We start from the raw sequence: 12,458 nt of genomic DNA, 5'->3' as shown, positions 1-12,458 counted from the left end.
AGATATAGACATCACACAAAAACGGAAAAGCCGCGCAGTTGCGGTGCCTATCGAGCGAATATCGACTATTGAGCGTAGCGCTGTGCGAAGTCGGCGATTTTCTGTGTTGCCTGAAAATCAACCAGCTGTAGACCATGTGCCTCAATACTTTGCTTGGCAACTTGCACCGCTCTGCGGTGGCGAGGTGATTCAGTCTCTGCAGGAGTGCTAACGGGTATGAGCACGTTTTGCAGCTGAATTATGCCTTCCTGTTCCGCTCTCACGAATTTCATCAGCCACTGATCGCAGTGATCGAGTATTGCGCTGGGCTCTGACTGATCAAAAGCCAAGGGTTTGATAGCTGCCACGACCTTGTTGCGATGCACCAAGGGGAGATGCAGTTTAGTCAGGTCGCCAGTCAGGGTGTCATCGCGAAAACTACGAATAGATGCTTGCGAAAACAATTCTCGAATCTCTCGAACCATGACCTCTTCGCGCCGCTCGCGGCCTATGCCTTGGCGATCTATGTAGCGGTTGAACAGCGTAGCGAGGGTCGCGTCGAGGTTTTCTACAAGTATTGATCGCATGGGGCTGAAGCGAATCATCGACTCCTTCGGCTCCGTCATGAATCGAAAGTGGTTAACGATCTGCGACTCTTGAGCGCCTGCTGACATGAGGCGAATGCTGTCCAGTTCGTTTTGGGCTATTTCCATCGCCTTGCCGAAAAGGTTGCTGCACTCAAAGAAATGATTGACCCGTTTTAGATTTTTACGAGCGAGTTTGTACTCCATACGGCCAATAGCAGGCGCCGAGAGAACGATGCCCACATTGGCAAACTCTTCGGTTTCCGCAAAAGGCGCGAAGCGCACAATGCTGTAAAGGCAGGTGTATTTCATTTCAGGACGCTCCAGAATTCGTCCGATTGGCAAAGCATCAGGTTGCGTTCGATTTCCTCAAGCAGTGTTTCCAGTCCGAGTGCTCCGATGGACTCACACCACTCCTCGGGAATATCTGAGCATATGTCACGAAACCGTCCAGCAGTGTCATGCATCCGCTGAGCGTATTCAACTTTGTCGACCAGATCCAAACGCCATGCCCGATTTTCGGGGCCAAACACATGGCTTTCAGCAAACCCTGAAGCATCCAGTGGCCATTGGAATGCCTGGTTGTGATCGATCAGCTGTAGCTGATTGTTGGTAGTGCACATCAGCAGATTCGGGCGCCCACCAAATGGTCCCAACTGACGATCACTGTTACCGACCCAGTAATCAAAAACGAAGACGGCTTTTTGAAGGCTGCTCGGAACCAGTAGTGCTTGTGAATACAGCAGGTCAGCCGCATCGGCGATGTAGGCAAGGGCATAACTGTCCCCGGGACCGAGATCACTGCGAGCTTGCGGGTTATAACGCAACAAGGCTGGATCGACATAGATGCAGCCGTGCTCGGGGATCGGCAGGCCGAACTGGGCAGCCAAACGAGCGCAGAGTAGTTCGGCAATGCGTTCGGCGGGCGGCAGTTCCAAGCCTTTGACCACATAGTGCTGGTCATTGTTTGCACGACACAGGAATGGGCGTGTTATCCCTCCTTCCAGTCGACGAATGATCTCCACCGCTTCTACGTAGTTACCGACGGCCATTCATGGCTCCCTCATAAATCTGCTTGGCAGACAATACTGGTCTGCTTCTCGATGCACCATGCCTCCTAATCATTTCCAGGCTACATATCATTGGATATCAGGCTGTAGTGGCATCGACGCCCCGATTCACCGGGGCGCGAATCGAGGAAGGTCGTGCTAAACCTGCGTTTGGTTGCGTGTCGCGAAGCGTTGATGGTTGATGACCTTCACTACATCATCAATCACCGCTTTGCTCATCGCCGCCAGAAAATGAGCGCCCCAGGCATAGCGGTCAGTTTTTTTGTCGTAAGCGGCGTCTTCAGCGAAGGCTTTGACGAGAAACAGCAGGTCGGAGGCTTGAGACAGAGCAACGCCGATCGGGAGGCCGGCGCTGACGTGGAAAAGGGGTTGATTGGAGCCGTAGATGAAGGGGGTAAGGCCGATGGTTTTCAGGTCAGAAGGCGTGGACGAGTCTTTTTCAGTCAGGGTGATACTCCTAATTTGAAGAGGCACCGCATTCGTTTCCATGCGAATGGGTGACAGCTGCGCGCAGGTTGGAAACCGGAAAATCAGGAAACCGGCACGTCCGAAGACGTCCCGCGCGCAGCCGTCATAAATCTGGATCGCAGACTAAAAATCTTTGCGATCACGAAGGCAGAGCGTTGTTGTCATTAATTTAATCGGGTTTCCAAGCCTGGCCGCTGATGAGCAGCGACGCCTTGAGAGTATCCCGTCAAAGAAAAGCCCAACAGGCGCCAAACCGCCTCAAACCACCGCTTCGGAACTTGCCTACAGCCCTCGGGGAAGTCTTCCGAGCATTGCACTCGTATAGACCAAACCATCGCCCAATAAAAAGCCGCGCATTTAGCGCGGCTTTCAAAGTGGTGGGCCCACACGGACTTGAACCGTGGACCAAAGGATTATGAGTTGCCTAGAAACGCTGCAAGCTTAATAAAACCGTCCGTAGAGTAACGTAGGTACGCAAAGCTGAAAGCGGCGTAAACCGTGGGTTTAGCGTAGTTTTTAGAAATCTGCGATAGGTCATGACTGTACCGCTGTTGTACCGGTACGCCGCCACCCCAGCACAAGTCCGCAGCCTCAATTGGGTACACCGCATGGCGCAAGCCAGTGAGATCCTCACTGCAAAACTTCTCTCTAGCTTATCGAAGCACGTAGGGGAAATAGAAAACTCCTCTTTTCCCGTCTCACACTGCTTAGCAGCCTAGCTCAGGGTTCGATGCATAGGCTTGTGAAACGAGGAGGAGTGTTTTGGACGCAACGGCATAGGTAACTGCCAAGCCCGTTATCATGAATGTTAAGAACCACAGCATGTTGTTAATGGAGGTTGGGTCCATAAGGTTTGTAACGCCAATCATCACCATCCCGTAAAGCAGCGGGATCAAAGAGAGGCACAGCGCAAGCTTGGTTAATCTTTCAAGCATAAAAACATATTTAGTCCTTTCATTGCAGCGAGTTGAGACTTTAGCGGACTTCAATGCTAGCCTGGCGCGAATTAGATCGTAAACTGCAGCTGCGCCGCCTACAAAACAAACCCAAGCCATCGGGTCGTTCAGCATGAACTTAGACTGCGATCCAAAAAAATAAAGGGCGAGGTAGCCAACAGGTGCGATCAGAAGGAAAAGCACCACGCCGTAGATGTCGAAGGCTGCCTCGACGAACTTTTTCTTAACATCTCCTTTTAGTTTTTGGCTGATACGCCAATACATTAGGGGGGTGAATAAAATTACTATTACAAAGGCAAAAGCCGTGGACACCTGGACCCAATCTTTTGCATAAAAACTTTCGAACACCAAGGCAATTTCCTTCCAGTCAAATAACAAGGCAAAACACGTGGGTTTTACGCCACTTTGTCACATCAGAGCCTCGACCCACTGCATCCCTGTTCCTACAGAGCAGATCACTCAAAAAATGGGACGGATCAATTTTAATTCAACACTTAACCGAAATGATCCTGAGATTTTAAAGCAGGCGATCATGTCTTCTGATTACTCCAACTTCATCAGGCCGCGGGGTTTACTACTTACTTCAGCCACTTGTACAAACGATAACCACCATACCCAGCAACCGCTATTGCAGCCGCAGGCCACGCTGCTGCGCTGGCCACAGCCATGACGCCTGCGGCCATTCCACCACCACCCGCAGCGACGGCACCTCCACCGAGTGTGGCTAGTGCGGAGCTGGTTGCGGCCGCACCGGTCAGGCCTGCCGCATTCGCAGCAGCAACAGCCCCACCATAAACTATGGAAGCATTGGCTATGCCAGCTGCCGCACCGGTGGCGATGGCAGAACCCGCTGCTGTTTTATCACCTATTTCCATGTGACCACCAAATGTGATTTGCTCGGAATTCTGATAATAGCATTATGATGCCATGCAAGGAGGCTGGTGAAACATCAGATTTCGGCGGATAGCCAACCCTCAGCTTTTTCGGATAGCCGCCTCGCCCCCAACCACGCTAGCTGCCGGTCATGGACACCTAGTGTGCTGATCAACTCCGATGCAAACACCTGGTCAGGGTCGAATGCAATTGAATGGTCAGTGGCAATGCAAGCGGGTGGCCAAGTGGAATGCATTACGCACTCAGTGACATTTGCGCCTAGCCGATGAGGCTGCCTAGAATGCCCCCTCACTCTCTACTTAAGGAACGAGTCATGCGGTGTGATGTTCACTTACTAAATAGCAAAGGCGAGTCATGGTTTGACGGTAGCCGAGAGTTACCAGCCGACTACATTTTGAAATTGGCTGCAAAGCGTAAGCCCGCTGCCATGGAAAAAGGACTTGAATTCGCTCAGGGGGCAATCCCTTTTTTTGGTGCCGAGCTGGTCAAGGTCGTCAAAGCGAGGGGCAGTGAAGACGCAATTGACAAGGCGGTGATTGAGCTTGCATTGGCCACGGTAGTCGTTGAAAGCTGCATGGGGATCGGGGATGAGGTGCTAGCAAACCGCGACCTAAGATTGACTGTGCACGCGGACGGCGCTGTGCGATATGACCGCATGGACATTCAGTCCTAACTAATCATGACGTGGGCTGCTGGCATGCTTGGGTGGCCCCCATCGCTGTTTCACGACGTTGGAGGTTATCTGCGTTTCTATATGGGAGTTGTTCATCACCGCCTTCATTGAGGGAATGTCTAAAACCATTCACAACGATTACGCAAAAGTTCACCCACCCAAAGAGCCCCAGAAGAGGTTGGCAGTAAGAGCAATTGCCACCGCCGCGCTGTGCAGAATCACCGGTAGCAAAAGTCCGCCTGTCTGAATCCTCGCCACAGAAAAAATCACCCCTAGGGTAAACATCAACGCGTGTGTAGGCCAGAAATCGTAGCGGTCTAAGTGCGCGTACATAAAAAAGATAGATGAAAGGGTCACTGCCACAGTAGCTACGAGGAAATTGTGCTTGAACGGCAGCATGCCAAGGATGAAGTGCCTGAATGCAATTTCCTCCACAATAGGCGGCAGGATTAGTAATGAGATGACCATAAGCAGGTACTGCGGCTCGCTTTTGCCAAATCCGAGTCCTTGCATCGACAGCTCTCTGCCAAAGCCGAGAGAAATGGAACCCCCGATACTGACTGCATAAGCTGCTAACACCGATACAAGACCAATTACTAGATGGCGACGCTTAATTGTGCCCAACAAGCTGTCGTGTGGTCTGAGTCGCTTCTGCAGCAATAGAACTGCGACAAGCAGAATTGCAGGTGGACCATAAAGAATGGGGACGTCATAGGCTATCAGAGTGAGGTATGGAACATTCTCCATGAGTATTTTAACGAGCTGCCGGTAAATCACGTAAACGGCAGGGCCTATGAGCAGCCATGGCATCAGTGCCAAACCGTGATTACCCCAGAATAGGTGCCACGTTTTTGGTCTGGATGTTTCAGAGTCGTTCGTTGCTTGGTCTGCCATTATCTTCACTTCTCGTAATGTTCAGATTTTCGCGCCCGCGAAAATGGGTGGTGTCACCGGTTTTTTCGCGGGCGCGAAAATTCATGGTTGCTGGTGATACCCAGCGCGACAAGTCACCCTGGTTATCACCAGCTCGTTTGGAAGCACAGGGTTGGGCTTCTAAACGAGCTGCATGCACTATTTATTCACCGCGTAGATTAGGATTTCAAATCCTCTATGATTTTCGCGCGCGAGAAAATGAAGGCCCCTGTGAAGCAGAGACAGACAGTCGATCTTTCACGGCTATCAATTTTTAGCTCCCGTCAGTGGGTTATAACCTTGGGCCGCGCATCTGGCTCTCGCCATGATGCTGGCTGTACATTCCCTTTGCTTCGCCTCTGCCGCAGCTTCTGATTGGCGTTTTGCCGCCGCTAGCCGGCGCTCGGAGTCTTGCTCTGCTCTGCGTGTAGCCTCGGCAGATGCGCTGGCCTGGCGATCAGTGTCACGTTGGCGTTGAATAGACAGACGCTGTGCTTTCTGTTGCTCGCGTTCTGCCTGCTGCTCCGCCTGTAGGGCGTTCCGCTCTACCTGACGTGCTTGATTCTGAGCTTCCAACTTTGCCTGTTGCTCCTGGCGTTCTGCGTTTCTCTCCGCTTTACGGATCGCGCTGCTGAGCGTGTCAATGGGTGCTGTAGGTGTAGGCAGTGCCTGCCGCAGCTCGGACGGCTGTTCTCTACCGTAATAATCGGAAGCTTGCTCTGCTAGTGCTGCTGGCCCGAGCGCGCCTGCCTTATCGCCGTTCAATTGCACATCCAGTTGATGAACCAGGTTCTCAGTCTGAGCCTGTAGCTTGAATCCTTCTTGCAGCACCGACAGGGCATCAAGTACGCCATCTGACAAGCGCTGATAGTCGAAACGAGAGGGACGTTTGACCTCAAGCGCACTTAGAAATAATTTCCCCTCAACGCTCAGCGGCACCTGTTGTTTCGTAAGACCTTTGAAGGGCGATGTCTCAATGAGCTGCTGTGCCTGATCGTATCTTTTCTGTTGCTCCGCTGCTTTCTGAAGCACCTGTTCCTTGCTTGGAGCTTTGATACGCGACAGCTGCGCTCGGAGGTTAGACGTCTGCTGAGTCGCAACTTCTCGCAGCCACTCAGGCTGGTTCGCTATCAAAACTTGCAGGCGAGAAAGTGCCGCTTCAGTGTGTTGCACCGATTGGGCGCTCAACGCGTTGATTGCTTCAATGCGTTGAACTGCCTCGTCAGTTTTCATTGCAGGGTATCGGTAGGCATATACGATTGCTGCTAAAAGCAGAGCCAGTGCAAGGAGGGTGGTCGGAGACGTGGACCCAGGCCAATACCAGCGACCCTCTGCTTCACGCATCACGGGCATACGAATTTCGGTAGTCATCATGCTGCACCCCCATGTTCTTTTGGATACAGCCGGATTACGTCACGACGTTGAATTCGTCCACGATTGATGATCGCTATGGCAGTACCTGGGATGGCGAGCAGCGTATCAATCTCATCGGGCTGGATAAGGGGCGATAGCTCTAGCTGTAGTGAAGGGCGCAGCGGTGCCTGATTTAAATCATCAGGCACTACCATTCCATTCAGCCAATTCATGGCCTTGGGAGTCCACTGACGGTGCCAGAGACCGATAGCGTAAGACAGGCGTGGCGCGCCATAGCGACTCTGGCGATTCAGCGTCGTCGATTGCATTGCTTGATCCGTACCTGAGTTAGCGTATAGGCCAAGGTCGCTTGCTGCGTCTGGTAGGCCTTGGAAGCTTTGTGTTGAGGCCTTCCACACATGGCCGCCACGTTTGGAAATGTAATTGTTTGAATCGTCTGTACGAGGGGCTAACGCAATGATGCTGGCCAGGTTGCCGAGCATCTGAACCGCGCCATCACGCTCCAGGCGTTTATATAAACCGTCGACGTTTTGCGTTGCAAACATTAGGTACAGCCCCAGGCTGCGGGCAACAGGAACAGTCTCTAAGTCTGCTTTAGTTAATAGATTCTGTACCTCGTCGGCTGCAAGTAGCACGGGCCGGTGACCTTGTAGGTGTTGCCAATTGTCGCCGCGCTTTTTTACCGCGTCGTAGACTCGCCGCATGCATAAGGCCGAGATCGCAACCCCGCCAATCCCGTATTCCGATTCCGGTAGCAGAAGTCCGATTTTCTGACCGGTCATTACACCCTCAACCCTGAATTGGGTATCGGTTGTGTTGACCCATGGACCGAGCTTTTCTTGAAGCAGGATGTTCCCCAGCCAGGTTCGCAGCATGTTACTGATGCAACCTGCAGTCTTCTCTGGGAAGTCGGGATACTCCAGCAGCCAGTAGTGAGCGGCGGCGAGCAGGCGCCCGCTGTGGTCAATCTCATTGGATATAGGGTCTAGCCAGTCCGCTCGCTCTTGATGGCTTGCCAGGCAAAACTGCTGGATTTGTGTCAGCGTGTAGGGAAGATCAGGATGGGCTTCCACTAGGATTGCCGCCATACGCAGCATGAGGCGGGCAGAGTCGCGCCAGAAGGTATCTCCTTTTCCGTCGTCGCATACGTCGGGCAGAACATCAGCCAGAGCATCTGGCGTCATCTCGTAGATTGGATTGAATGGACCGTGGTCCGGGCTGATGAGCGTGTAGCCGTCGATGCCATGGAGCTCAAGCGGCAGTGCTCCCTTACCATCGAGCACCAGAAGACCTCCTAGATCGCTGTCGATCCACTGTTTTGTGAGCGGACGAATGACCCCTGAAGTTTTGCCCGTGCCGCTAGCTCCTAGCACACCGACATGAGTAGCCAGGTCTGTAACGGATAGGCCAAACGGTATACCCGCTTCTGTAGGCGCTAGCGGGTCACGTCGTTGCGCTAATAGGCCAGTACTGGTTCCGAGTTGGATGAACGGAGAGCAGTCCGTTTTGGCGTTTTTGATCTGCTCATTGCGTGCTTCCTCCAAGTGTTGGAAATATGCGCGCCCGGCCTTGTCGATTAACAGTTCGGTACCGCTTTCACGCACGGCTTGATCAAGCAGCATTGCGCGAACCGTAAGAGGGGATTTGGCCGTGAAGGTAAGATAGATCGCGAAAGCCCACATACCTAGAACGTATAGCCAATTAATCAGCTGAGCATCCAGGCGAACAAATGTGTCCAGATGTTCACGATAGGACGCCGAGAGTCCTCCAAAAATCAGGGCAGGGATAATGACTATTTGGATGACGAGGAGGAATACAGACGGGTCCGCTTCCTTCTGTGCTGGTTGTGCTTTTTCCTGATCACGCGGAATCCAGAAGGCCACACGTTTCCACACCAAAAGGGCGAAATAATCCAAGACCGCGAGCATGGGCGATGAGATTGCGAGCGCTGGAGTTAGCATTACTAAACCCACCATGAACAGCACAGCCTTTGTGGTCATCCATTCAGACCGAACAGCGGAAAACTCTAGGTCGGTGGCTAGTACTTGTCCCGTGACAGACTGGCCGTGGGAGTCTGTCACCAAAAGTCTGGCGCGGTCTGCCAAGTCTGGCGGAGTTCCTGGCTCCAAATCACGAATGACGCACCGGGAAATGATGCTTTTCACTGAGTCGATTTCATCCTGACGTACTGGTGTTCTTGGCAGGAGTACTTGAGCGATCAGAGGGCCAAAGAGTGTTGCAGAACAACACAGCAAAACGCTAAACCATACAGTGATTGTAAATGCCAGTGGGATGAGAGTGTCGTTTGTTGTCGTTCCAGCCTTGCTCACTAAAATATAAGTAAAAAACAATCCGATGAGCGCTAGCGCCGGAACAACCAACCAAGTTCGTTTTGCCCAAATACGTTGGGCGAGGAAAACACCAATCTGAGACAGCGAGAGCCGCTGAGCCATTCTTTCGATACGATCATTTGATAACCCGTCATGTTCAGTATCCGTTCCGCTGATCCAGTAAACTTGTGGATCTAGCACACTCTCATACTTGCGCCTGATGACAGTACGCATTCGTTTCTGTTCATGATGGAGAAGCCAGTACTTTGTCTTTGATACAGGGTCATCAAAAAAACTATTTTTTGAGGTGCTCATTGTTATCGCCTATTCAAAAAAGTGATTAAGGTACGGCTGGTAGCCGCTAATTTTTTCTTGGCCGCTCACGACTCGCGAGGAGTGCGTCTCCCGTTCGCTTCCACTCAGTCCTCACCGCATCGGTGACGGACGTTTCCTCAACCCCAATCAGAGCGCCTAGTAGCTCGCCGCGATCAATCAACGGGCTTCCTGTCTTCGTATCGACGAGGCCCGCCAATATGAGTAGTCCCGCTGCTTGATAAAGCTCGCGATCTCGGTTTTTTCTTGCTGACTCTTTTTCCGCATTAACGATGCGAGCTACATCGCTTCTTGCTTTCTGTGCCTTGGCTTCTGCCCACTCCGCCTTGAGGATAAAACCGAACTTTCGCTCTTCATCGCTCGTACGGTTCGTTTTCTCTGAAAGCATCAAAAGCAATCGCTGCTGGTCACTTGGGTTTCTGAGGTTTTTTATGTAGAGAATTCTATCGGTTAGCCATTTATCTTTCATTTCGCTTAATTACGCTAAGTTTGCTTTTAGGGTTTTTATTATAACTTTTATATGTGTAATGCGAGCGCGGACTGCTTTATCCTTCCAGTATTGGAAGGCGCGCTTAGTTGTTTCTTCGTTCCTCAGAAACAGCGCGCCCTGCCGGGGGCAGAAGCGAAAATCAAAAGCGAAATTTTCGCGGGCGCGAAAAATAAAACGAAATGCTAAGGCATATTTTCGCGAGCGCGAAAATTCAGAAGCGTAGAGGTAATGCGCATATGGCTATTGGCCGTTTAAGTATGAAGGTAGGGAGAGTTGGGAAGGCAGGGCCGCATGCGGCCTACATCGCCCGCGAGGGTAAGTACGCCGCGCGACTGGATCGAAATGAAAAACTGGAGGCGACCGAGTCCGGGAACATGCCGGCTTGGGCTCAGAATTGTCCCCAAGAGTTTTGGAACGCCGCCGACGCGAATGAGCGCAAAAATGGCACTACTTACCGAGAGATGGAAATAGCATTACCCCGTGAGCTTTCACCACAGCAGCGTGTAGACCTGGTGCATGACTTTGTGCGCCAGGAAATAGGTGCGCGCCACGCTTATCAATGGGCGATTCACTCACCGAAAGCAGCAGACGGCAGAGAGCAGCCCCACCTGCACTTGATGTTCAGTGAGCGGCAGCGTGATAGCTACGAACGTGATCCTGAGCAGTACTTCAAGCGCTATAACTCCAAGAATCCAGCTATTGGTGGGGCTCGTAAAGGATATGGTCCAAGCGCTGGATTAACACTGAGTGCAGATGAGCGTAAAGCGGAGTTACGGCAGTTGCGATACCGCTGGGAGACGAGCTGCAACACACATCTACAGCGAGCTGGGTTTGCAGAGAGGATCGACATGCGCAGCCATGCCGAACGGAATACTGGCTTATCCCCAGAGCGGAAATATTTGCCTAGCGAGTGGAGAGATCCGTTGTTACGCGCAAAGGTGATCGACTTCCGACAGGCCCGAGCCGAGCTTTCCCGATCTCGTGATGATTTACGGCGCGAAGTGCCGAGCGCTGGAGCTGTGATTATTAGCCTTGAGAAAGAGCGTGAGCGGCGAACTTGTTTGCCAAACAACTCGGACGGTAGCCCGCAACAGACCATCATTTCGACCGGTGCGGTCGGGAGGCAAAGCGACATGTCAGATAAATCCAATCGTAGTTCTACAGATAAAGAAAGAGCTGAGCGAATGAGTAGAGAAGAGGCTGGGCGAATCGCCACAGCTCTCTCCCAAAAAAATGAGCGCCGCGAGAACCTTGAAACCATGCGACACATCGAAAAGACTCCGGAGGCAGAAAGGTTAGCTCAAGAATTGCGAGACCAAAAAGAGCGATCAGACCAGGAGAAGGAGGTCCGCGACCAGATCCGTAGAATGGAGCAAGCGCGAAGCGATGACGGAGAGCGATTGATTAATCAATTACAGCGGGAAAGGGACCAGGATAGTGTCTGCTTATCCAGCGCAACGGAGCAGATGAAGGCCCAGTTGGTCCACAGTGGGCACGCAATAGGCCGCGACCATGTAGTTGGTCAGAACGTTTCCAGCATTGAGCAGATGCGAGCCAAAGCAGCGGAGCGAGGTCACGTCAGAGATCACGCGCTAAAGCCTGACCAAGAGTATTCCAGCGCGTCCAAGACGTTTGAGCAGATGAGGTCCGACGCTGACGCACTTCGTCTCACGAAAGAGCAGAATTCCCATGAGACGGATATCGAGCGCTAAACGTGATTGGGCTATCACATCTCCAACTGTTGCCGCACTTTGGGTGGTAGCCATTCCAGTTCAGGAAGATTGATTTCCTCTAGGGCCTTCAGCATGGCTTTCAACTTGCGTTGGTGTCGCTGAAGAGCATCTTCGACGGATTCTTTTGGCTGTGTGAGGATTTCACAAAGTTCCGTATCGTCGAAAACTCCTCGCCAAACGGCAAGGCCAAGCGGAGTTTTGTCTAAGGTGATGAAATAGTCTCGCCAGTAGCTAGGTTGCTCGATAGATACGGTCGTCATGTTTTGTGTAGTCCCGGATTTTTTTTCGTATCTCTTCCAAATCGATCAGGGCGTTAGTTTGAAAGCGACCGATCAGAAGCTCGCTTAGCTGCACCTGTGGAACGTCCGCCAGTCGTGCTGCGTCTCCAAGTGACAACCCTTTTTCCTCGATGAGTCGGATGATTGAGGAAACCGTCTGTGCTTTGGCCAGCATTTCCTTCGCTTCAGGGTCGCCAATATCAGTGTATACGTTGCCGCTGCCTGCTTCGACCGTAAGCGTCTGGCCAAGTCACCTTCAAAACTCCAGCATTAAGGGCGATGGTGTCCGCGTATTTTTAAGCGGACGCGATCGCCCTTAATCGCCAGGATTTTCATGCGCCAACGAAGCTCTTATCCCAAACCGTTCAAAGCCCAGGTCGTTCA

Annotated in this window: 12 protein-coding genes; 2 read left to right on the top strand and 10 right to left on the bottom strand. The window is 52.1% G+C overall.

Annotated features, from left to right (window positions below):
• Positions 1-65 precede the first annotated feature (65 nt).
• The 4 genes from AACY50_RS25045 to AACY50_RS25030 all read right to left on the bottom strand — a co-directional run bounded on the left by AACY50_RS25045 (position 66) and on the right by AACY50_RS25030 (position 3,435).
• Positions 66-875 (bottom strand): DUF3037 domain-containing protein, encoded by an 810-nt coding sequence (locus tag AACY50_RS25045; protein WP_339430220.1) that lies wholly within the window; start codon positions 873-875, stop codon positions 66-68.
• Positions 872-1,615 carry a HipA family kinase gene (locus AACY50_RS25040; RefSeq protein WP_339430219.1) on the bottom strand — a complete coding sequence of 248 codons (744 nt, stop codon included), beginning with the start codon at positions 1,613-1,615 and terminating at the stop codon, positions 872-874. The genes AACY50_RS25045 and AACY50_RS25040 overlap by 4 nt, the downstream gene beginning before the upstream one ends.
• A 156-nt stretch (positions 1,616-1,771) precedes the next feature.
• Positions 1,772-2,080 (bottom strand): DUF3077 domain-containing protein, encoded by a 309-nt coding sequence (locus AACY50_RS25035; RefSeq protein WP_339430495.1) that lies wholly within the window; start codon positions 2,078-2,080, stop codon positions 1,772-1,774.
• Positions 2,081-2,808: 728 nt separating this feature from the next.
• Positions 2,809-3,435 (bottom strand): hypothetical protein, encoded by a 627-nt coding sequence (locus AACY50_RS25030; protein WP_339539308.1) that lies wholly within the window; start codon positions 3,433-3,435, stop codon positions 2,809-2,811.
• 829 nt (positions 3,436-4,264) lie between these two features.
• On the opposite strand from AACY50_RS25030, the gene AACY50_RS25025 reads away from it, so the two are divergent.
• Positions 4,265-4,624, top strand: coding sequence for a hypothetical protein (locus AACY50_RS25025; protein WP_339539307.1), 360 nt, complete (start codon positions 4,265-4,267; stop codon positions 4,622-4,624).
• A 150-nt stretch (positions 4,625-4,774) separates the two neighbouring features.
• Here AACY50_RS25025 and AACY50_RS25020 read toward each other — a convergent pair whose 3' ends face one another.
• The 4 genes from AACY50_RS25020 to AACY50_RS25005 all read right to left on the bottom strand — a co-directional run bounded on the left by AACY50_RS25020 (position 4,775) and on the right by AACY50_RS25005 (position 10,042).
• Positions 4,775-5,518 carry a CPBP family intramembrane glutamic endopeptidase gene (locus tag AACY50_RS25020; RefSeq protein WP_339539306.1) on the bottom strand — a complete coding sequence of 248 codons (744 nt, stop codon included), beginning with the start codon at positions 5,516-5,518 and terminating at the stop codon, positions 4,775-4,777.
• A 285-nt stretch (positions 5,519-5,803) separates the two neighbouring features.
• Positions 5,804-6,910 carry a hypothetical protein gene (locus AACY50_RS25015; protein WP_339539305.1) on the bottom strand — a complete coding sequence of 369 codons (1,107 nt, stop codon included), beginning with the start codon at positions 6,908-6,910 and terminating at the stop codon, positions 5,804-5,806.
• Entirely contained in the window at positions 6,907-9,555 is a 2,649-nt protein-coding gene (locus AACY50_RS25010) for a type IV secretory system conjugative DNA transfer family protein (protein WP_339539304.1), read from the bottom strand. Before AACY50_RS25010 ends, AACY50_RS25015 begins: the two co-directional genes overlap by 4 nt.
• Positions 9,556-9,601: 46 nt before the next feature.
• A complete protein-coding gene (locus AACY50_RS25005; protein WP_339539303.1) occupies positions 9,602-10,042 on the bottom strand; it encodes a conjugal transfer protein TraD in 441 nt (146 codons plus the stop codon).
• Between the two features lie 257 nt (positions 10,043-10,299).
• Between AACY50_RS25005 and AACY50_RS25000 the strand changes: the two genes are divergently transcribed.
• Positions 10,300-11,775 (top strand): MobA/MobL family protein, encoded by a 1,476-nt coding sequence (locus tag AACY50_RS25000; RefSeq protein ID WP_339539302.1) that lies wholly within the window; start codon positions 10,300-10,302, stop codon positions 11,773-11,775.
• 14 nt (positions 11,776-11,789) lie between these two features.
• On the opposite strand, the gene AACY50_RS24995 is transcribed toward AACY50_RS25000, so the two are convergent.
• Positions 11,790-12,056 carry a hypothetical protein gene (locus AACY50_RS24995; RefSeq protein WP_339539301.1) on the bottom strand — a complete coding sequence of 89 codons (267 nt, stop codon included), beginning with the start codon at positions 12,054-12,056 and terminating at the stop codon, positions 11,790-11,792.
• A complete protein-coding gene (locus tag AACY50_RS24990; protein ID WP_339539343.1) occupies positions 12,028-12,273 on the bottom strand; it encodes an XRE family transcriptional regulator in 246 nt (81 codons plus the stop codon). Before AACY50_RS24990 ends, AACY50_RS24995 begins: the two co-directional genes overlap by 29 nt.
• Between the last annotated feature and the right edge of the window lie 185 nt (positions 12,274-12,458).

The sequence above is a fragment of the Pseudomonas sp. RA_15y_Pfl2_54 genome (assembly GCF_963971015.1).
In the GTDB taxonomy this organism is placed as follows: Bacteria; Pseudomonadota; Gammaproteobacteria; order Pseudomonadales; family Pseudomonadaceae; genus Aquipseudomonas; species Aquipseudomonas baetica_A.
The sequence above is the reverse complement of the archived record's forward strand: the minus strand, read 5'-3'. Positions and strand labels throughout refer to the sequence as shown.

Bases quoted from the DNA above. Each gene is read 5' to 3' on its own strand.
- AACY50_RS25045 (WP_339430220.1), bottom strand. From the start codon at position 875: ATGAAATACACCTGCCTTTACAGCATTGTGCGCTTCGCGCCTTTTGCG.
- AACY50_RS25040 (WP_339430219.1), bottom strand. From the start codon at position 1,615: ATGGCCGTCGGTAACTACGTAGAAGCGGTGGAGATCATTCGTCGACTG.
- AACY50_RS25025 (WP_339539307.1), top strand. From the start codon at position 4,265: ATGCGGTGTGATGTTCACTTACTAAATAGCAAAGGCGAGTCATGGTTT.
- AACY50_RS25020 (WP_339539306.1), bottom strand. From the start codon at position 5,518: ATGGCAGACCAAGCAACGAACGACTCTGAAACATCCAGACCAAAAACG.
- AACY50_RS25015 (WP_339539305.1), bottom strand. From the start codon at position 6,910: ATGATGACTACCGAAATTCGTATGCCCGTGATGCGTGAAGCAGAGGGT.
- AACY50_RS25010 (WP_339539304.1), bottom strand. From the start codon at position 9,555: ATGAGCACCTCAAAAAATAGTTTTTTTGATGACCCTGTATCAAAGACA.
- AACY50_RS25005 (WP_339539303.1), bottom strand. From the start codon at position 10,042: ATGAAAGATAAATGGCTAACCGATAGAATTCTCTACATAAAAAACCTC.
- AACY50_RS25000 (WP_339539302.1), top strand. From the start codon at position 10,300: ATGGCTATTGGCCGTTTAAGTATGAAGGTAGGGAGAGTTGGGAAGGCA.
- AACY50_RS24995 (WP_339539301.1), bottom strand. From the start codon at position 12,056: ATGACGACCGTATCTATCGAGCAACCTAGCTACTGGCGAGACTATTTC.